The organism is Prosthecobacter gellanilyticus (assembly GCF_007992435.1).
Lineage (GTDB): Bacteria > Verrucomicrobiota > Verrucomicrobiia > Verrucomicrobiales > Verrucomicrobiaceae > Prosthecobacter > Prosthecobacter gellanilyticus.
The window spans coordinates 51,860-72,964 of record NZ_BKAG01000037.1 but is presented as its reverse complement, the minus strand read 5'-3'; the positions used below and the strand labels follow the sequence as shown (position 1 = coordinate 72,964).

The window sequence follows — 21,105 nt, the reverse complement described above, 5'->3', positions numbered from 1 at the left end:
ACGGGCCACCGTGCCTCGGCGACACCGCTATCGTTCGCACATGCGCCACCTAACAACGGACGCGTTCTCTGCGTACACAGCGGTGTCGCGCTTGAGCGCTTCCCACCGCACTCCACGACGCTGTCGCGACTTTGTCCGTCAGCACGCAAACAACGTTAGGCCGCGAATCACGGCACCGGCTGTCCCTTCGCACCAATGCAGTACAACGAGTTCGCCGTGCGCACGAAGAGTTGCTTGTCACCGATCGCAGGAACAGAGTTCACCGGACCGTCGAGCTTGCTGGCGCCGAGTTTTTCAAAGGTTGTTCCCGCCTTGATCACGATGAGATCCCCCTGCTGGCTGGCGCAGAAGATCTTGCCATCCGCAGCCACCGGGCTGCTGAAGAACTTGGCGCTTCCCTGGCTGCCTTCCACGCGCTCCTCATACAGCACCTTGCCCGTCTTCTGCTCCACGCAGCGCATGATGCCGCCATCGCCTAACAAATACATGTGCTGGCCGATCACCAGTGGAGATGGCACATAAGGCAGGCCTTTGGGAATGTCGAAGCTCACCGGCTCTGGCTTGCCGCTCTTCAGATCCAGCGCGGCGATCTCCTTCACACCACCACCCGTGCCGAAGGTGCAGAAATAAAAGTCGTCACTCAGCACACCGGAACCCAGGCTGCGCTGCTTGTAGCCCGGATTGTACTGCCAGTTGATCTTCCCTGTGGCCACATCGATGCCCATGACACCGCTGTTGGTGTTCGCGCAGATCAGCTCCTTCTTGCCGCTCTTCGTCTCATGCACCACGGGCGTGGAGAAAGTGTTCAAGCAGTTAGGCAGCTCCGTCTTCCACACTTGTTTGCCAGTCTTGGCATCCAGGCCGACGAAGCAGGTCTTCCACTTCTGCTGCTCAGGGTCTTCGGTGTAGATCTTGCCATCGCGCTGCCAGTCAAACTCACTGCGCACAAACATGATGCCATCCACCACGACAGGAGACACACCCGTGCCATGCTCATGGATGTAGTCCGCGACATGCTCGTTTTTCCAAAGCTGCTTGCCCGTGTGATCCAGCGCCAGCGCCTGGATGGCCGTGCCAGAACTCCAGTTCACATAAATGCGCTCCGCATCGATGAACGCGGAACTGCTGGCGAAGGTGTTGTAGGTCTTGTGCAGGTTATGCGGCACAAAAGTCTCCTCATGACGCCACAGTTCCTTCCCGTCCTTGGTCGAGAGCGCGATCACCGCGCGCTTGTTGTCCGCAGTCTCCGCCGTGACCACCACTATGTCTCCCCACAGCACGGGTGAGGACCAGCCTTTGCCTAACGGCGTTTTCCACAACGTGGTACTGTCGTCCACCACAGCTGGCAGGCCGGTCGTGGTGGAAAGGCCGGAACCGTTCGGGCCACGAAAACGTCCCCAGTCAGCCGCGTCAGCGGAGACGTGAAGGGCGAGGCTCAAAGCAAGGAAGGACGAATAGGCGAGGAACTTCATGAAAGGAGATCAATATGGCAGGCGGCTGAATCGTGAGCGAGCACGCATTTCTTGCGGCTCATTTGCAGGCTTCGTCAATCGGTCAAGCACCTATGGGCCTGCTGCGGATTCACCTCATGCCCTTGGGGCAGCTCTCGGGCCAGTCAAATGCACGGTGGCAGTGCAGTTCCTCCAGCTCGTCAGTCACCCTTCCGTCATCTCCGAATGACGCGTTTTGTGTTCCTGCACTTCCGAAAGCTGGCAGAGGGTGGACCGCCCAAGCATTGAGACCCGCGGTGAAAAATTCAAACCAGATACACCTGCTCAACTGGCAAAACGCAAAAATTTCAAAAAGAAATGGCCGTGTCGCTCTCGCAACACGGCCATTCAAAGTGCAGTGGATTAGCTCTCGACAGGATTACTTGCCGCCAGCGCCGCCGGTGTTAGCCCACACTGGGGTCATGTCTTTCCAAGGCTTCGGATGGACGCCTGGGCTGTGGACGGTGATGATCTGACGGTCCCAGACGGCAGGCTCGCTGCCGAGCTTGGCAAGACCGCGACGATTGGCGTCGTCGAGCTCAAGAGTCACGATGAACGCACCACCAGGCTGGGTCGGGGTGATACCTTCCACGAACACGCGCTCTGGCGGAACGCTGTTGGCGTATGGCCATTCGACACGGCGGCGGGTTGGATCAGCGGAGTCAAGCAGCAGGTAGCGCTTGGTGTGGTCGAGCCAGACGAGCACGCGGCCGCAGGCAGCAACTTCATCTTCAAAGGAGGCGAACTTGCCTTTGGTGTGGCCAAGGTTCACGCCGCGAAGCTCAAGGCTGGCGACGAGAATCTTGAAGGGCATGCGGATCTTCGGCTCACCCAGGGTAGGCAGGCGATCAGAAGGCTCGACGGTCAGAAGGAGTTTGGTCATCTCACCGGCACCCACGACGAGGCCGTATGGATTGCGCTTTGGATGGTGGCCAAGGGTCAGATCGCTGGAGTCGATGGTCACGCTGTAGTTGACGTCACCTTCGATTCGCACCTTACCAATGCGGGTGGACTCCTGGTAAGGATAGCTCCAGAAAGGATAGCCACCAGGATACACAAAACCAGGGCCCCAGGCACCCCACGTCGGGCCCCAGTTAGCCCACTGGGCATTTGCAGTAGATGTGAAGGAGGCAAGGCCTGCCATCACAAAGAAGAGAGCTGCGAGTGTTTTCATTTTCGGGTCTGTTATGAGAGTTAATACAAACGGCAAGAGTAATTACAGCATAGAGAGTTCCAAAAGCCAACCTCTTCTTTGTATTTTTTTTACGGCAATGGGTTTTGTGAATAACTCACCAAAGACATCACCTAGAAGTGGTATTGCGAATTATTCCGCGCCTAACTTTTCCGGCGGGAGGGAGGCCACGGCTTCCTTGAGTTCACGGCCGGGTTTGAAGCGGGCCACGCAGCGGTTGGGGATGCGGACTTCGGCTTCCGGCTTGTTAGGATTACGACCGATCTTGGCCTTCGCCACTCTCACTTCAAAGGTGCCAAAGGTGCGGAAGGTCACGTCGTGCCCTTCGCTGAGCCTCTTGCTGACAAGGCCGATGAAGGATTCGACGATTTGAGCAACGTCTGATTGAGTCAATCCAGTCTGATCACTCAGATCGGACACGATTTCGCGTTTGGTGATGGTAGCCATGATTTCCAGGGGGGGAGACGGAGAAATGTCGTGCCTATGGGGAAATCGCAAGCCTTTCCTTAACGCATGATGCCATCCTCTGTAGGCCCATCCGGCGGCAAGGGGGCCCCAGTGACCTCTGCAGCCGTCTTGAAATGCATTTTTGCAGCAGCCGCCAGGCCATCCAGGCCGTCCCTTTTAAAAAGGGCTCTCGCGTTGGCCTTCACCTGCGCTGAAACACCCTTCGGCAGCTCGATCTGCAGACGCTGGCTTGTCTGATCCAACCATTGTACAAAGCGGTCGCGGGCCAAAATGGAGGCTGCGGCCACCGCCGGATCACTTTCTGCCTTTGTGCGCTGGATCAGCTCAATGTCACGACCCCGGGTTTGCAGTGCTCGTTTGAGTACTGCCGGATTCGCAAACTGGTCGGAGATGGCTTTTTTGCACTCAGGTACTCGTTCGAGCAGTGTCTCGATCACCTTCGCATGCCCCCAGGCAAGTAAACGATTAAGATTACCGAACTTTTGGTACAGCTCGTTGTATTTGGCCGGGCCGATCTGGATCACCTCCCAGCGCAGCCCCGGCACCTGCCTGATGGCCTCTGCGAGTTTGGCGATCTTCGCATCCGTGCCGATCTTCTTGCTGTCCACGGCGCCGATCGCCCGCAGTGCCAGCACCGCTTCACGGTCCACATGCACCCCGGCGATCACCAGCGGGCCGAAGAAGTCACCCTTGCCGCTCTCATCCACGCCGATGTGCGGCTCGAACATCTCCGGATGATGCACCTCCTCATAGCCGAGCTCCGCCACACCCAGCACCTGCGGCTCCAGCACGTTCGTGACAAATTCCTCCGTGTCCTTTCCCTGCACCACGATCTTCGGCCCCTTCTCATACACCAGCACGTTCACCTTGCCATGGGCGGCCGCATACAGGCAATACGGCTTCGTTTGAAACTCCCAGCCGCTCTCCTGCAGCAGTCCGCGCAGTTTCCTCGCCTGCTCGGCGGTCAGTGGTTTGGTATAAGTGGTTAGGCCTGGCATGTGGATTTGCGGCTCATTCGATGAAGGACGTATTGAAAGGCGCACAGCGCCAGGGAAACAAGCGCGAACCAGTCGCCAAAACGTACGTACAGAGTCATCTCGCCCGTCGTGGGCACCTTCACCTCACCTGGCAGGCAGCCTTCGATCAGCGTGCTGCCAGTCTCTGGATCCGCGAGGCGGTGCGTGATGCTGCCCAGGGTGTCGATGAAGCAGGTCACGCCCGTGTTTGTGGCACGCACCATGGGCCGGCGCAGCTCGATGGCACGGAACTTCGCATTCGCCACATGCACCTCCATCTGGTTGCTGTTCAGGAACCAACCATCATTGGTTAGGTTGACGATCATCTGCGGCCCCGGCCGCGCAAACTTCCGCGCCAGCCTGCCCACCGTGTCCTCAAAGCAGATCAGCGGAATGATGTCCACGTCGGGCTTCTCCAGCTTCAAAGGCTCGGTGCTTGTGCCCGGCGTGAAGTCTCCCGGGATCACGCCGCGCAGCAGTGAAAACGGCGGATAGTCGCCAAAGGGCAGATACTCGCCGAAAGGCACGAGGTGCACTTTGTGATACTCCTGGCGGTGCGTATAGTTCGCGCGGAATAGCACGGCGGAGACATGACCCCCACGACCCGGCTCAGGAGACTCATAGATCTCCGTGCCTGTCATCAGGCTGAAGGCACCCATGGAAAGCAGCTCATTAAAATAGGTCTCATGCTTCGGCAGCCCCCAGCGTTCCCCGTTTCCATACAGATGCACAGGTAGTGCGCTCTCCGGCCAGACCACTAGATCCATGCCGGAGTTGCCATCACGAGCCTCCGCATACAGCCGTGTGTAGCGCGCCAGATTCTCATAGATCTCCGGCGCACGCTCACCACTCCACGCCTCCACCTGCAGCACATTCGGCTGAACCAAAAGTGTGCGCACCGTCACAGACTCCTCCGGCTTCGCCAGGATGCGTGTCATGCCATAGCCTGCGGTGGCGAGCAGCAGCACCAGCGCCAGCGTGAAGTCCAGCCGCGTGCGACACGTCCCCGTGCCATGATAAATGGCCAGCTGCCGGCGCAGCGTGTTCCAGCCCGTGCACACCACCAGCACCGGCAGAAAGGAAAGGCCCATCACACCCACCAGATCCGCCGCTTGAATGATGACCTTGTTCTGGTGCAGCCCCACGCCCAGTCCATTCCAGCCAAAACCCGTGAAGACTGTGGTACTGCGCAGCCATTCACAGCCCACCCACGCCGCGGCCGCGAGCAAAGAGCAGCGCAGTGATTCCAGCGTGCTTTCCTGCCAGGAACTCTTCGTCATTTTGACAATGTCCGGCTTCGCATAGCGGCTCACAAACCAGCCCCACAGTCCGAAATACACCGCGCAGTAAGCGCTCAAGCCGATCAATGCTCCAAAGCCCATCATCTCCGGCCCAAGGCCGATCCACGAGTCATTGATCGCTCCTGCTTGCACACGCGATGAATGCCTGACCCACGCGAGGTTCGGAATGAAGAAAGCCAGCCCTGCCAGATAACCTGCCTTGAAGCCTGAGCCCTTGGACTGCGGGTTCCACAGCACGATCAACAGCGGCAGCAGGCCGAGCCAGATGAGCCATTCCTGGTTCCAGTTTGGAAATCCAAACACCAGCAGACCGCCGCTCAAAAGTGGCAGCAGGTTGTTCATCGAGAGAGGTCGCGGCAAAGGCACCTGCGCCAGTAGCGCGGAAATACATTTCTCAAATCGCAAAAAGCGACTCACCCCGTCGGAGGCTGACGCCGAAATGTCCGGCGTCCGGAGGGCTCTTCATTTGAAGGCAATCAAGGCCGCCCCGCCCAGCATGAGGACCAATCCTGCGAACTGTGGCACGCCAGGGCGTTCCCCCAGGAAAAGCCAGGCAAGGAGCACCGTCAGCGCGATGCCGAGTTTGTCCACGGGCGCCACCTGGGAAACGCTGCCGGTCTTCAAGGCGCGAAAGTAGCATACCCACGACAGGGCGGAGGCCACAGCGGACAAGCCCAGCCATGTCCATGCGCTGCCGCCCCAGTGCAGTGGATTTTGCCACTTGCCTGAGAGCAGGATGACAAGCCCGAGGAACAAGGCAGCGAGCAGCGTGCGCACAAAAGCCGCGGGGTCAGCCGGAAGATCACGCAGCCCCACCTTGGCGAGGATCGCAGTGGCGGCAGCAAAGACAGCCGAGAGGAGCGCCCAGATGAGCCAGTTGGAGGTGGTATTCATGGGATCAACGGGGATGAGATGAAAATACGTCGCCAGCCTTCCGCTGGCGGAGTTGTTTTCCACGACTTCACTACTTCTCCACATATCTCCAGCCCTCGCCCCCGCGTGTGACGAAGACGATCCGAAACCCGCGTTTGTCGATCCGCATGCCGGCGCTGTCACGTGCCCTTGTGGCCAGGCTCACACCCTCGCGTGAGGCATCGAACCATGAAGCTCCGCGGATGGCGTACAAGCGCAGCTCCGGATCTGCACTGATCAGGCTCTCCGTGATCTCCGCCACGTTCCCCACCATGTGATAAAGCCCGAGCGGCGACGGCGGCACCGCATTCACCGGAGCCGTGCGCAGCCACGGATCACGGCGTGGTTTAAAAATCCAGTTCGGGTGCCAGTCCTCATCCACCACTCCATTGTCCACGATGTTGTACAGCCCATCTGGCGCGGGCCAGTCATGCCCCCAGGGGAAGGCATGCATCTTCACCTTCCATGAGGCACCTTTCTCCTCCGGCGTCGCTCCCGGCTCCGGCTTCAGACCGGCAGCGGCACTCCACTCCGCATCGGTGGGCAGTCGATAGGCCTGGTTGTCACGGATGGCCCCGCTGCTGCGTTCCTTCCAGGTCAGCCAGGTGCAGAAAGCCTGCGCCTCAAAGAGGCTGGTGCCGCACACCGGATGCTCGTCCGTCTGGGCAAAGCCCGGTGAACGCCATGAGCCGCGCGTCTCCACAAACTCTCCCTTCTTCAGCCCATGAAAAGCCCGGCTGAGCTTGCGTCGATAGCCCGTCTCCTTAATCCATCGGCCATCTGCCTGCGCCTTGTTGAAGGCGGCAAAATCACCCACGCGAGTCTCCCAGATGCTCACCAGCACATCATCCAGATCCGGGATGCCCACAAACTTCATGCCCAGCGTGTTCTCATGCTGTCGTGGCTTCCAGCCCGCAGGCACAGGTGCCAGCCGTTCTTCAACGGCCAGCCTCGCTTCGAGCTCGGCCGTTGCCCTCAGCGCCGCCGCCACCTCCTCCGGAGACTCCTGGGCAGAGCTCCACGCCAGCAGGCAACCCGAGATCAGCATAACTAACAATGCTGCATAGAGAACAAGCTGTGCCTGCCTTCTGGCAAACAGCGGCCACGCTTTGAGAAAGCCCCGCTCACGAGCGATCCTCAGCCGCATCTCCCTGGCTGAGGCAAAGCGCCTCTCCGCATCTGGCTGAAGCGCGCGTGTGATGATGCGCTGCAAACCCAGCGTCACCCCATGTCCGCTGCGCCGCTGATGCACAGGCTCCGCATGAGCACGCGGAGGCTCCCCCGTCACCAGATGATACAGCAGCGCACCTGCGCTATAGATGTCCGCGCGATGATCCGCCGCCGGGTCCCCGCGTTCCAGTTCCGGCGCTGCATAGTGACCGCCCAGCGCCAGCAGACTGCCCGTGAGTGATGCCTCGCCAGCCGGTCGTGGCAGCCGCGCAAGTCCGAAGTCCGTCACCTTCACACGGCCTTGCTCATCCAGCAGCACATTCGCCGGCTTGATGTCCCGGTGAACCAGTCTCTGCGCATGAGCCGCCTCCAGCGCCGCGCACACCTGCTCCACGATCTCCAGCGCCCGGTCCACCGGCAGCGGACCTTTCCGCAGCACCTGCTGAAGGTTAGGCCCGTCAATGTATTCCATCGCCAGAAACGGCACACCCTCCGTCTCACCCGCACCGAGATGCTTCACCACACTGGGATGATCCAGCCGCGCCAGGGCCTCACACTCACGCTGGAACATCTCACGAAAGCGCGGCTGGTCCGCCAGATCCTCGCGGATGATTTTTAGCGCCACTCTTTGTTCGTCGCTGCCACGCATCGCTTCATACACCGTGCCCATGCCACCCCGCGCGATGCGGCGCCGGATGCGAAAGCCCTCCACATGCAGCGTTGCCGTCTCCCGCGCCATGGACTCCGCCGCCCGCATCCCCGCCTGCCCCCAGCATGCCGGGCACATGCCCAGCCACTCCGCCGGATTCTCCAAAGGCGCCTCACACACCGCGCAGCGCGTGTGAGGGACAGCATCAGGATTCATGGCAGTCATGCTTTCAAGGCTTGGTATCCGAAAGAGCGTCGTGATGCAGCAGGGAAAGTCGTCTCATTCACCTCATGCCATGTCTCAGAAAGCACCGAGGCAGCTCATCAGGTAGCGGATCTCCGCCTCCAGATCACTGCCGGAGGTGGAGGCAGACACCTCCCTCTCCATCAGCTCACGGAAACGTTTCCTCAATCGTGCGGCGTAGGACCGCAAGGTGCCCGCCGGCACTCCCAGACGGCTCGCATGCGCTTCCCACGTGGCCTCCATCGCATCCTCCTCAGCACGTAGCGAAGGCAGCAGCACGCCCAGCACCCCGTCCTTGATGCCGGAGCCCTTCGCCTCGGCCTGCAGCGTGGCGATGATCCGCTTCATCACATCCAGTGCCCAGTCACGATCAAACACCACGTCAGGTGCCATCGGAGCCCCTGCAGCCTCCTCCACCCAGTCCACATGCTCCACACCACCCCCGCGCTTCTGGGCCTGCTCGGCACGATACGCCTTGCGCTGATAGTTCTTCAACATCGTGCTCAGAAACACGCGGAACCGGCCGCGCTCCGGATCCGCCAGCTCCAGCCGGCGCTGCTCGATCACCCATAACAAAAAGCTTTGCGCCATGTCCTCGCCATCTTGATCGCTCCAGCGCCGGCACTGCGCCAGGATCACCACGTGATACTTCTCACAGATCTCCCGCAGCGCCGCCTCACGCTCCGCCGGATCCCGCAGCGCCAGGATGCGGTCCCAGCGAGTCTCGGGCCAGGGGGAGGGAGTTTCGCGAACCGGAGTGTCCATCATCTTCTGATCCATACATGTCACGTACGCCTGAAACCAAGTCATTTCATTCGCGCCGCGAGAGACTCACATGGCAAAAGACAGGGGTGCTGACAAAAAAGTTCGCAACGATCATCGGCGAAAGGGATACCTCTTGTGAAGTTCTAATCCATTGCCTCCCGCTGAATAGTGAAAGTCTCCCGCCTCACGCCCCTCCACCTGCTGCTGTTTGGCGCCACCGCGCTCATGCTCTGGCTTGTCCTTCATTGGGGCTGGAGCCTTGGCCGAGGCGGCGATCCAGCCGAACATGAATTGAGTTTCGCTCCCGCGACAGGTGTCACGCCGCGCGGCGAATCCTCGAAACGTCAGGCGGACACGCCCAACCAAAAAGCAGACCGTGACCAGATGCTCTTCGCCCTGGAGGAGTTTTGGAGACGTCTGGGCCCGGGCATGCCCCCGGGTGAGGCCCAAAAACTCCTGGAAGAAATGACCACCCTGCTCTGGACGGGTGATCCTACCCAGGTCGGCGCGGCGATCCGTGCCTTTCTGGACTCAGGGCGTGATGCATCCACCGGCCTGCCCTTTCGCGTCGGCGAAGGCAGCCTCGCCATGTCTCCTAGCATGCGTGTGGCGCTTCTTGATCTGCTGGAGCGCCTGGATTTCGGCGAGGCAGCCGCGTATGCGGAGGTGCTGGTCGGCCGGATGGAGAATCCAGATGAAGTCGCCGTCGCTCTCCGCACCCTCATGCATGTGGCCGAGGATGACCCGCGCCGTCAACTCGCCATCACCGGCGTGGACCGTCTCCTGCAGCGCGGCGACTGGAAAGCTCAACCCACCGGAGGTTACCTGGAAGCCTTCGACATCGCCACCGAGACCGAGAACCCCGTCAGCTGGAAACGCCTGCTTGGCCTAACAGCAGATGCCGAAGCCTACGAGGGCACTCAAGCAGCCGCCGGTCTTGCCGCGCATACCCTCGCCGTACGTTCCCCTGAGTTCCGCCAGCTCATCGCCAAGCGTGATCCATCTCTTTCAATAAGCCCCATCATCCGCGGCCAGCTCATGGCGCGTCTGGATCCCCGCGTCCCTGAAGAACTCGAAGCCCTCAATACCTTTGTCCGAGATCCCGCCATGACGCAGGAAGAAGCCCAGGCATTCGCCGCGAACTTCCCTTCACAGAAGGATCTGGTGGGCTTCCGGCTGGTGAGTGCCTCCTCAGACCATGTTAGAACCATGGACGAAGCAGCTCAAATCGACATCCAGGCAGAAGTGGCCGTGAGATCTTGGGACGGCAGTTCCTCGGCCCGTTTTTTAACACCTCTGTTGTCGGACATGCAGTCACGCATAGGCGTCCACGCAGCACAGGCAAGGGAGTCATTATAACAAACTATTATGTCAATCTATCCCCTCTTTGGAATTCATCTTCGTGCTGCTAGCGCATATCTTTTCTGCGTATGGTGCCTTTCAATCAGTTCTTTCGCCCAGGTCACAGATGCCTCTTCGAAAATGGAGGGTCACCCGTACAGATGGAATGGATACCTGGAAGCTCATTTCTCTCGCATTAATCCGCTGATAAGCAGCACCGACAGAGGTTCAGGCGTCGTCGCTCTGCACCCAAGATTTGTCCTGGGTTGTGCTCATGTCATTTGTGACGGAGAGCGCAACCATCTCAATTTTCCATACAGCGACTATCCATGGGCCAAACGCATTAGCTGGCATGCATCTTATACATCGACCGTTGAACCGAATCATGGGAGCGGAACACAACACACTATGCGCGAGGTCGTGCGTGAAACATCCTATGCGGATTTTGCATTAGCTTTTGCGGCGATGGGAGATGTAGATCTTCTACCCCCAGGCCCTGCACAAGATGAAGCGTTCAGCCGATACATATCGAAAGTGGACCGTGATCTCGCCATAGTTTGGAGTTATCAAAATCTCGCTTCAGATGGTGGCTATGCTGCGGAAGCATTGACTCCCACGCAGAGTTTGAAATCGGAAAGCACAGACAAGCTGTACACAGGTTATCCAGCAAAACCAAATGGAGCGTCCGACCCCAAATTCACCTTGTTCGAGGCTTTCTTGCCAGCCACACCTTTTCAGTCTTTTCAAGGTCTGAAATCTTTCAGTGCATCACTACAACCCTCCTTTGCGCCGTCTGGATTTGAAATCTACGGTGGAAATAGTGGAGGTCCTTTATGGGTTCGGAATTCTGGAGAGGAATATCGACTGGCTGGCATTGTGGGCTACTCAACTGGGCTTTCAATTCCGCTCGATTCACCCGTCGCAAAGAAGGTCATCGCGGATGCTCGCATAAAAGTCTCCTACAAAAAAACCGACCCAGCATCCATCGTCCGGAAGATCTCCGTCCCATGGTCAGCCGAGTACCTTCTGGGAAGCATATCCCGTCCTGAATTCTGGGATCGTTTTGAGATCAAGATTCCCGCCGACGGCACCTACTTGATTGAGACAGCCGCCGCAGGAGCCGCCGTCAATATGGACACAGTCGGCACTTTGTCCGGAACTAACATGACCAAAATTTTTGGCACTCCCTCCATCAGCAATGATAATGCAGGTGATGATGGAAATTTCCGGTTTCGCATCAGGCTTCTCAAAGGTGACTACACCCTTCACGTGCGTGGAGCTTATCCGACACTCACGGGCAGATACTGTCTCAATGTATCTTCCATTCCCGGCGATGGAACGCAACGTATCCAGATTGTCGGCGACAAGAAGACCAGCCCGATCCCCTATGGCATCCGTCCCTCCAATGTCAGCGTGGCACTCGGAACTGAATTTGGCACTCTCACGACCAAAGCTCCGACAAAGGAATTGATGTTCAATATCCGCAATCAAGGCGGCGGCATCCTGACACTAACAGGCTCACCACGTGTCGCCCTCAGCGGACCGAACGCGGATCAGTTCCAAGTGACCGGCCAGCCCACTGATGGGGCTATCGATGGAGTCTTGCCAGTCGGCTTTGCCATACGATATCAGCCAGACAGTCTTGGAAGACATTCAGCCTTTGTTCGAGTGGAATCCGACGACCCCGGTTATCCAAGCTTCAGATTCATTATCAGAGGAACAGCACCCAATACCTTTGCAGCACCTTCGGGAGACCTGCCTCATCTCGCCAGCGCCACCACGGAAACTTCTGGGTGGGATGTGAGTGAAATTGCTTCCTCCAGCGCCCTGGATTACGGCAGTGATATCGACATGTTTCGCTTCGTGCTCACGCAACGAAAGCTTTGCACCTTTTGGACCTCGGGAAGCACGGACACATTCGGAACGCTCTATCAGCTTGCCAGCAAGCAGACCAAACTGCTCTCAGCAGATGCTGGCGGTGAAAATCGGAACTTCAGCCTCACCCGTGTGCTCGACCCCGGCACTTACATCGTGGAAGTGAAAGGCGCAAATGCGGACATCGTGGGAGACTACACCCTGCACGCCACGCAGACCGATGTTTCTGGTTATACCGTCGTGACGAATGCGAAGGGCATTCCCATCAGTGATGGCAGCACTTTGATCGATGCCGCCCTGGCAACGGACTTTGGATCTGTGGACTACCGCAAGGGCCAGGTGGACCAGACCTACACCATCACCAACCAGGGATTCTCTGACATCTCCCTGACGGGTAATCCCAAGGTCAGCCTGGCTGGAAACAACAGCAGCCCGCATTTCACCATTAAGACACAACCGTCAGCCACGGTCCTCAAACCCGGGGCCAAAACCACCTTCGTGATCCGTTATATCCCCGGGTTCAAGGGCACTTTCGACAGCACGGTCGTCATCCCCACCACTGGGTCGGGGATGACAGACGGCGGCTTGTACGTTTTCGCCATCCAAGGCCGGGCTTTTGGCCCGGTGGCACCCCTGGCCATTTCCAAGAAGATTGCCGCCAACGCCTACGGCAGCTTTTATTTTGAAGCCACGGGCCGGTGGAAGGCCTGGGGGTCACAAGCAATGGGGGATGAATCTGGGAGCTCTTACTTCGACTCGCTTGCAGCGCCGACCCTCTCCGTGGCCAGCCTGCAGAGTCCGCCAGTAGCCGTGGGTGGCGGTGGTTCCCAAATTCATGCTGCCCGCCAAGACGGAGCCTTGCTTAGCTGGGGAAACCCGGACTTGGCGAGCTTTGGAGACGGCAAAACCACAAGTGACATTCCCGTCCATCAGCCAGTGCCAGCCAAAAAAGGCTGGGGCAGTGCGCAGGTCGTGCAAATCGCGGGCGGTGCCTATCACACGCTGATCCTCACCAATTCAGGAGGGGTATGGACCTGGGGAGACCAGACTCAAGGCCAGCTCGGAAATGGTGTGGTCAAGAGTCCAGCGAGCAACATGGCCCACATCCTGACGACTCCTGTGGACATAACCAAAAGCTTCACCAGCGCCAGGATCATTCGTCTGGCAGCCGGCTCTCACCACAACCTCGCTCTGGACAGTGACGGCCAGCTCTGGGCCTGGGGATCGAACACGCATGGTCAGCTCGGACTCGGCGACACCCCCCGGCAGGCCAAGCCCGTCAAAATCTCCGCAGCATCCTTCAATGGCGCGCGCATCATAGGCATCGCCTGCTCCTCGCATTCCTCCTTCGCTGTCAGCGAGTCCGGCGTGGTCTGGGCCTGGGGAAGCAATGAACGCGGCGTACTGGGCGATGGCACATTCACCTCCAAACCGTCTCCCGTCATGGTGACCGATGCCTCAACGGGCAGCCCACACACCTTCCAAGGTGAAAAAATCGCTCAAATCACCGCCGGAAGTGATCAGGCCTTTGTCCTCACCACTGAGGGCAGTGTCTGGACATGGGGAGAACGCGTCATTACGGAAGACGACATGAGCAACATTGTGGTCATGGACTCCTCTGCCCTGCTGGGATTGACTGAGAAGCTGACCACACCGCTGCGTCTGGACACAGAAGCGCCAGGCAGTCTAAAAATCATCGAACTAGCTGCGGGAGGCCAGCGCGTGACACTGGACGGCTCTCTCGTCTCTCTGACTCATTTTCTTTGCCTGCGCGCGGATGGCACGGTCTGGGCAGCGGGCAGCAATGAGAGAGGCCAGATTGGCAATGGCTCCAACAATGGACAGCCAGAGCTCATCATGCTGCCAACTCTCGGCATCGACGCTGTTGATCCCACTTTCACGTTAGTGACGCTACGAGTGGACAGTGATGGCAATTCTTCTCCAGGATGGATTGATCAAGTCGTCGCACAGCCCGATGGCAAAATCATCATCGGTGGTGAGTTTGACGAGGTGAATGGCGTGCGGCGCAGCGATGTGGTTCGGGTCTTCCCAGATGGCTCTCTCGACACTTCATTCTCTGCGCAGAAAGTTGCTTATCTAAACGGTATCTGCGTCATGAATGACGGCAAACTCCTGATCAGTAGTGGCGCGACTGCCATCTTTGGCTTCGATGGAAACACACCTCCCTTTCTGCGAAAGCTTCTGTCCAATGGCAGCCTGGACAGTTCTTTCAAATTTCAGCCGCCCGCGCTTGGTGCCGGCTTCGAAGTATGTGCCATTCACGCATGCAACGTTCAACGGGATGGAAAGATTGTGATCTTCGGCACTTCGCGCCGCGCATCTGATGAACTTTACGGAGATTTTGTCACCCGTATAAATGCCAATGGATCTCGTGACACCAGCTTTGCGACCAGGATCTACGACATGTTGGACTCGGTGCGACTTCAACCAGACGAAAAAATCCTACTCAATGGGAATAACCAAGATTACAGTTCGTTCCTGTCGCGGCTGACTTCTTCTGGGACCGCCGATCCATCGTTTAATTTTTCGGGAGCGGGATCGGCGAGCATCTATGACTTTGCCATTCTACCGGACGGCAAAATCATGGTGGGGGGGGATCCATCCAACAGTTGGTCTGGAGTTGCACGCCTCAGCTCAGCAGGCGTTCTGGAGGCGGCTTTAAACCCGGTCCTGGTATCTGATGGAACAAGTGTTTCAGGTGAACGAATGTTTTTGCAAGCAGACCAAAGCCTTCGAATTTTTGATTCGATCTTGTCTCGCATTTACCATGTGCTTCCAGATGGATCGACCCAAGATTTTCAGGAGCCTTATTCATGGCTGCCCAGTTCTATTCTCCCTGATAGCAGCCGCTATGCTTTCGACTATGACAGTGGCAACCTGATCAGATGCCCTGCATTGCCAACCAGCGGGCATGTGACCATCTCCAAAAACCGCCTCGAATGGCTTCGTGGAGGAGCAGCGCTTGAGATCTCAAATGTTACATTTGAGCTCAGCACCAATAACGGCAGCACCTGGACACTCCTCGGAAATGCCAGCCACATCAGCGGGGGCTGGGGACTGTCAGGAATCAATCTCCCTGTCTCAGGCCGAATCCGTGCCCGTGGCCGCGCCTACCACGACAATAGTTCAAGCCTCGTTGAAACGCTGGTGGATTTTTACTGACTTGCCCAGACGTAACATGGTGGCGTCCAGATTGCCACCATGATCGGGACCTTGCCTAACATCGTTTGTGGTCGAGCCAAACCCCCGGGCTCATCAAGTCTTGTCGATGAGCAGCGAAGCAGCCCGTCTCGGATTCGGATGGAAGCCGTTCAGTCCCGCGCGGATGCGCTTCGCGCGGTCCACGCAGGCTTCGGCCTTTTGGAAGTCACCCGTGGCTTTGTACACCGCGCCGAGATTGATGTAAGTCTGCGAGAGATCGGTGGGATCGAGTTGATCGTTTGCGAGACTTTGGCGGATGCCCAGCGCATGCTCATGCATCTGCTGCGCGCGCTCCACATCCATGTTGGAATAGTAGAGCACGCCCAGGTTGTTCAGCACGCTGGCCACTCGCGGGCTCTCCCCACCATCGGTGGTGCGGAAGGTCTCCAGCGCTTCCTGATAGTACTGCTCGGCCTTCGGGTAGTCCCGCAGTTGCTTGAAGATCATGGCGAGGTTGTTCTTGATCGTCGCCACCTTGTCATTGTTCTCCAGATGAGCGTCATCGGCAATCTTCAGCGCCTTGCCATAGTACTCCGCTGCCTTGTCCATTTGACCCCAGCGATCATAGAGATGCGCCAGCAGGCTGTGAATGCCGCAAAGCAGATCCGGATCCGGCTTCTTCAGTTCCTGGGCACGATAAAGCGCTTCACGATAGAGCGACTCCGCCTTGCGAAAGTCCCCCTCCTTCTGCCGCAGATCCGCCAGCACACTGATCTGCTCCACGAGCTGGCCGATCCGTGCCGGATCACGATACGCGAGCCGACGGACCTCCTCGACACTGCGGGAGGCCGACAGAAGCTGACGCTCGAGGTTGGGGTCCATCACTAATATTCCTGATTTTACATTCCTGACTCCTGATTCAAACGGTGAAGGCAGACGAGTTGTTGAATCCTGACTCAGGAATCAAGAATCATGAATCACGAAGCGTCGCGGTAAGACTTCGCCAGATTGGCGATCGAATCACGCGCGGACGCCATCATGTCACGTGAGACGCCTGCGGCCTCATACCAGTGGGTGTAGGCGTGGTTGTCGAACATGATGTCAAACTGGCTCACCAGGCGCTCAAACACGGCTGCGATGCCCGTGTGGTTCACCAGCGCGAGACCGCTGGAGGCAAAGCCCTCCGGAGCAGTTTCAGCCACGCCGAGCTTCAGACCGCCGGCGGAAGGCATGTAGCTGGCGAAGCTCAGGCCCTTGCGGATGGAGGCCATGTTCTCATCCACGTCCTTCTGCTTGATGTCACCTCGGAAGAGCGCGCTCGCGGCAAGGTACACCCCCTGCTGCCAGTCGATGGCCGCAGTGAAGTTATCCTGGGAAAAAGTCTCGCGGGCGAGATCCGGGAAATTGCTGCGCACCTGGCCTTCCTGGCCGGCTGCGCGCATCGGCGCGAAGCTGGCGGTGAAGAAATGATTGCCCGGAAAGGGCACCAGGTTCGTCACAAACTCATTCAGGTCCGTGTTCAGGCGGCCTGGAAAACGCAGGGATGCCGTCACCGAGCTCATGATCAAAGCCACGATGTGGTTGAGATCCATGTAGTTAGGCGCGCGGTGCAGCTTCGCCTTCGCGATGCGGAAGAGCGCCTCGTTGTCCAGAATCACCGCACCGTCCGCATGATCGAGGATGCGCTGCAGCGTGAGGATCGCATTGTAAGGCTCCACCGCGGAGTCCGAGATCAGCGGCGAAGGAGCCACGGAGAACGTGAAGATCTTCTTCTTCGGATAAGCCTGGCGCAGACGCTCCAGGATCAGCGAGCCGAGACCGGAGCCGGAACCACCACCGATGGAATGCGTGATCAGGAAGCCCTGCAGGCCCTTGGTCTTCTCCACCGCGTTGTCGATGACGTTCATCACCTGGTCGATGACACGCTCGCCCTCGACATTGTAGCCGCGCGCCCAGTTGTTCGCGGCGCCCGGGATCTTGCGCACGATGCTGCTCTCATCAAAGAGCTGGGACATCTCACCGCTTTCGATTCGGGCGATCACGCCCGGCTCGAGATCCACGAGCACCGCACGCGGGACGTATTTGCCGTCACGGATCTTGTGAAAGAAGACCTCCATGTTGGCATTGTTCGCCACGCTGGCGCCGTCTTTTGGCGTGCCTTGGTCGGTGAGGCCATGCTCACGCAAAATCAACCGCCAGAAACGGTCCGCGATTTGGTTGCCGCACTGGCCGATGTGAATGCTCAGGATCTCTCTCACTGTGTTGTCGTGCTTGAAGTTAGGTAAAAAGAAGCGCTCGGGGGCGGGGCTGGATCAGCGGCGGTCCACGAGGTCACGCAGGCTGACAGACGAGGTGCGGCGGGGATCCTCGCCACCGGCATAGGCACGTGAGGCGGTCACGCTTTCGTCCTGGCTCTTCGCCTTGGCTCCGCTCTCCTCGGCCACCTGGTAGCTCTGGATCAGTTCCTGGGAGGAGGCGCGGAGGGCGATGATCTGCTCCTCGTTCATGCCTTCGTTGAGATACCAGTTCGCAAAAGCCTTGCGCTGCCAGAGCTTGTCGAAGTTGTGGCAGATCCGGTCCAGCACACGAGCGATCTCCGTGTTGTTCGCCAGCAGCACCATGCTCTTGCGGTGGGAAATGCCGGACTGCTCCACATAACCAATTTTGAAGGCAGTCGGGATCCAGTAAGTCAGTGGCAGCTTCTCGCGCATCGCCGCCAGGGAGGCATCTGCCAGCGGCTTGTCCTCCATGATGCCGCGGTAAAGCACCGCCGTGGAGAGGAAGCGGCCTTCCATCGGCGAGCAGGCGGCGAAGACGCTGCCGTTGTCGAACAGAGACTTGATCATGTCCTCAACACCCATCTCCTCAAACTTGCTGCGATCAGGCGGCGTCAGCGGCGCGAAGGCGCACATGAGGAAGTGCAGCGAAGGCTGCGGCACCAGGTTCGTCAGCAGCTCGCGCAGGCTGATTTCCACGGTGAGGAAGCCGCTGAAACGCATGGAAGCTGTGATGCCGGCCAGCGCCTCGGTGATGAGCAGGTTCAGATCATCCACCGTCGGGCTCTCGATGTTCCATTTGCGGTGAGCCAGCTCGAAGAGCGCTTCGTTGTCGAAGATCAAACACGCATCCGCCGTGCGGCGCAGGCAGTTGAGGGCAAAGACCGTGTTGTAAGGCTCCGTGACCACACTGGAGACCTGCGGGGAAGGCAGCACCGCGCAGCTCAGCACGGGCGCTTCCGGATACTTCTCCTTGATGGACTCGATCAGCAGCGAGCCGAAGCCCGAGCCCGTACCACCACCGGTGGAATGGATGACGATGATTCCGCCCACGTTGTCGCACTTGTCGATCTCAAAGGTCACGCGGCTCATCACTTCCGGCAGCACCTCGCGGCCTGCACCGGAATAACCCACAGCGAAGTTGCCACCGGCACCTTCCTGACGGCTGATGAGGTTGGCAGGATTGAAAAGCGAACCAGAGGTGGACTTCACGTGCTCGATCACGCTCGGCTCCAGGTCCACCATCACTGCGCGCGGGACAAAGCTGCCTGACCCCGATTCACCGAGCTGGGAAAAGAAGGAACTCCAGTTTCCACGCGGGCTGGTGCCTGGTGCGACGGAGCCAGAAAGAGGGTCAATGCCATGTTCCTGGCAGAGAGTTTTCCAAAAAGATGAGGCGATCTGATTGCCTGCCTGGCCGATGGAAATGACGATAGTGTTATTGACCTTCATCCGGTGTTTTCAGTTGTCGGAGTTGTTTTATTGTCAGTGAGAAAAATCGCAAGAATTGTTCCCGAATTGGAAAAAATATGTCAGGCAGCCGCCCTCAAAAGTGCGAAACCGGGAGGTTTCCGCCCATTTAAACCTGCTCGCTCTTGAGTTTTATGACGATTCGAAATGTAGCCGTTTTGCCGAGGCGGGATCAATCAAAATTGCTCTCCCCGCACACTTCGCGTACCCTGTGACCATCGCTTGTGCGCGTTGGCCAGGTGCCTCCTGACTCCAGACTCAGTGCAAAATTGTAAGTGGCAGGACCGATTTTATGCCGAATCTCGCCGCTGACGGCGTCTCAGACTCGTTGCCCGTTTTTTCAAAAAAATCCGCTGACCATGCACACACTCCGCTCCCTCGCTTGCGTCGTCACCGTCTTCGGATGGCTCTTCGCCTCAGCCTCCACCTTCGCGGCTGAGACACCCGCCTCGGCCGAGACCGACCGCCTCGCCGCCAGCCTGGAGGAAAAAGCCTCCACCATTGGCTCCCATTTGCTTTCCGGCTTCAAGGAGAACTCCGCCGTGCTGCCCGGCATCGGTCTGGCGGAGGGCGTCTCCGAGATCACCGGCGTGGCCATCAGCCCCATGCTCGGCATCAGCGCCGTCGGTGCCTGGAAATACTGGCACACCGAGGCCTCAGCCCGTGCTTCCCTGCCCTGGTACTGCCAGCCCTGGGCCTGGGGCACGGGTCTGACACTCATCGGCATCTGCCTTTTCAAGGATCTCTTCGGCGCCGCCGTGCCCGGCATCCTGAAGAAGCCGCTGGACTGGATTGAGCTCTTTGAGAACAAGGCCAGCGCCCTCGTCGCCAGCGCCGCGTTTGTGCCCCTCGTCGCCCTCGCCATGTCCGATTATGAGCGTATCCAGCCTGATCAGGCGAATGCCGTGCTCACCGGCTCCGGCCTCGCCGTGGCTCCACTGGCAAATGTGATCCATGCCTCGCTGCAGTCCCCCTGGGTCACGGTGCCCCTCTCGCTGGCCCTCTTCGGTGTGATCTGGCTCACCTCCCACGCCATCCATGTGCTCATCGCCCTGTCCCCCTTCAGCCTTGTGGATAGTGGCCTGAAGCTGATGAAGCTCTCCGTCCTGGCCCTTCTCACCGGCTGCGCCGCCATGATCCACACGGTCAGTCCGGTCCCGGCCATGGTCGTCTGCGGCATCATCGCCCTCGTCAGCCTGCTCCTCGCCCGCTGGTCTTTCCGCCTGCTCGTGTTCGGCAGTGTCATGGTGACAGACCTCTTGTTCGGCAAGAACACCGAGTCCGGCGATGTCCGCGAGCAGGGCCTCCGTGCCTTCCTCGCCCGTCCGCTCCAGGGCATCCCCGCCCGCAGCCGCGGTCGTCTCGAGATCGATGCCACCTCCGGGCAGGTCTGGTTCGTCCGCCGCCCCTGGCTGATCCTGCCCGTGAAAAAGATCGCCCTCCCCGTGGACGGCCTCGTCATGTGCAAAGGCCTCCTCTACCCCAGCCTCGGCCAGCGCCACACCCCGGATTCCAAGGTCCGCCGCCTCTGCCTCCTCCTCCCCCGCTACCGTGGTGTGGAGCTCAGCATCGCCACCCGCCTCCGCTGCACGGAGACTCTCGACAGCGCCCTCGTCCGTGGTTTCAAAGCCGCCCGCCAGTGGTTCATCGACGTGACTTCATCCGCGGCCGGAACGGAATCCAAGCTCAGCAGCTGATCGGTTTTTCGCGCAAGCGCTGCAGCCGGGGCTTCTGGCAGTGAGCGAACAAGAGTGCGTGAGTGATCGACTTCGCTT

General features: G+C 58.9%; 14 protein-coding genes. 3 read left to right on the top strand and 11 right to left on the bottom strand.

Features of this window, described 5'->3' with window-relative positions; genetic code table 11:
* Positions 1-167 precede the first annotated feature (167 nt).
* From BGE01nite_RS20745 to BGE01nite_RS20710, 8 genes are all read right to left on the bottom strand, one after another.
* Complete coding sequence (locus tag BGE01nite_RS20745; RefSeq protein WP_146853246.1) at positions 168-1,472, bottom strand: PQQ-like beta-propeller repeat protein; 1,305 nt, start codon at positions 1,470-1,472, stop codon at positions 168-170.
* Between the two features lie 397 nt (positions 1,473-1,869).
* Entirely contained in the window at positions 1,870-2,664 is a 795-nt protein-coding gene (locus BGE01nite_RS20740; protein WP_146853244.1) for a hypothetical protein, read from the bottom strand.
* A gap of 150 nt (positions 2,665-2,814) precedes the next feature.
* Positions 2,815-3,129: an HU family DNA-binding protein gene (locus BGE01nite_RS20735; RefSeq protein ID WP_146853242.1), complete on the bottom strand. Its 315-nt coding sequence runs from the start codon at positions 3,127-3,129 to the stop codon at positions 2,815-2,817.
* Positions 3,130-3,188: 59 nt separating this feature from the next.
* Positions 3,189-4,148, bottom strand: a complete 960-nt coding sequence (gene rnhC / locus BGE01nite_RS20730) for a ribonuclease HIII (RefSeq protein ID WP_146853240.1) — start codon at positions 4,146-4,148, stop codon at positions 3,189-3,191.
* Complete coding sequence (gene lnt / locus BGE01nite_RS20725; protein ID WP_146853238.1) at positions 4,136-5,809, bottom strand: apolipoprotein N-acyltransferase; 1,674 nt, start codon at positions 5,807-5,809, stop codon at positions 4,136-4,138. Before lnt ends, rnhC begins: the two co-directional genes overlap by 13 nt.
* A gap of 120 nt (positions 5,810-5,929) precedes the next feature.
* Positions 5,930-6,361, bottom strand: coding sequence for an EamA family transporter (locus BGE01nite_RS20720; protein WP_146853236.1), 432 nt, complete (start codon positions 6,359-6,361; stop codon positions 5,930-5,932).
* 70 nt (positions 6,362-6,431) lie between these two features.
* A complete protein-coding gene (locus BGE01nite_RS20715; protein ID WP_170266942.1) occupies positions 6,432-8,414 on the bottom strand; it encodes a protein kinase domain-containing protein in 1,983 nt (660 codons plus the stop codon).
* An 84-nt stretch (positions 8,415-8,498) separates the two neighbouring features.
* A complete protein-coding gene (locus BGE01nite_RS20710) occupies positions 8,499-9,221 on the bottom strand; it encodes an RNA polymerase sigma factor (protein WP_170266941.1) in 723 nt (240 codons plus the stop codon).
* Between the two features lie 153 nt (positions 9,222-9,374).
* Between BGE01nite_RS20710 and BGE01nite_RS20705 the strand changes: the two genes are divergently transcribed.
* Positions 9,375-10,565, top strand: a complete 1,191-nt coding sequence (locus tag BGE01nite_RS20705; protein WP_146853230.1) for a hypothetical protein — start codon at positions 9,375-9,377, stop codon at positions 10,563-10,565.
* Positions 10,566-10,574: 9 nt separating this feature from the next.
* Positions 10,575-15,605, top strand: a complete 5,031-nt coding sequence (locus BGE01nite_RS20700) for a choice-of-anchor D domain-containing protein (RefSeq protein ID WP_146853228.1) — start codon at positions 10,575-10,577, stop codon at positions 15,603-15,605.
* Between the two features lie 93 nt (positions 15,606-15,698).
* On the opposite strand, the gene BGE01nite_RS20695 is transcribed toward BGE01nite_RS20700, so the two are convergent.
* The 3 genes from BGE01nite_RS20695 to BGE01nite_RS20685 form a co-directional block, all read right to left on the bottom strand.
* On the bottom strand, positions 15,699-16,466 hold the full coding sequence (locus BGE01nite_RS20695; protein ID WP_146853226.1) for a tetratricopeptide repeat protein: 768 nt from the start codon (positions 16,464-16,466) through the stop codon (positions 15,699-15,701).
* A 95-nt stretch (positions 16,467-16,561) separates the two neighbouring features.
* Positions 16,562-17,842 carry a tubulin beta chain gene (locus tag BGE01nite_RS20690; protein ID WP_146853224.1) on the bottom strand — a complete coding sequence of 427 codons (1,281 nt, stop codon included), beginning with the start codon at positions 17,840-17,842 and terminating at the stop codon, positions 16,562-16,564.
* Between the two features lie 54 nt (positions 17,843-17,896).
* Entirely contained in the window at positions 17,897-19,312 is a 1,416-nt protein-coding gene (locus BGE01nite_RS20685; RefSeq protein ID WP_146853222.1) for a tubulin beta chain, read from the bottom strand.
* Between the two features lie 377 nt (positions 19,313-19,689).
* On the opposite strand from BGE01nite_RS20685, the gene BGE01nite_RS20680 reads away from it, so the two are divergent.
* Positions 19,690-21,027 (top strand): hypothetical protein, encoded by a 1,338-nt coding sequence (locus tag BGE01nite_RS20680; RefSeq protein ID WP_146853220.1) that lies wholly within the window; start codon positions 19,690-19,692, stop codon positions 21,025-21,027.
* The last annotated feature ends 78 nt before the right edge of the window (positions 21,028-21,105 follow it).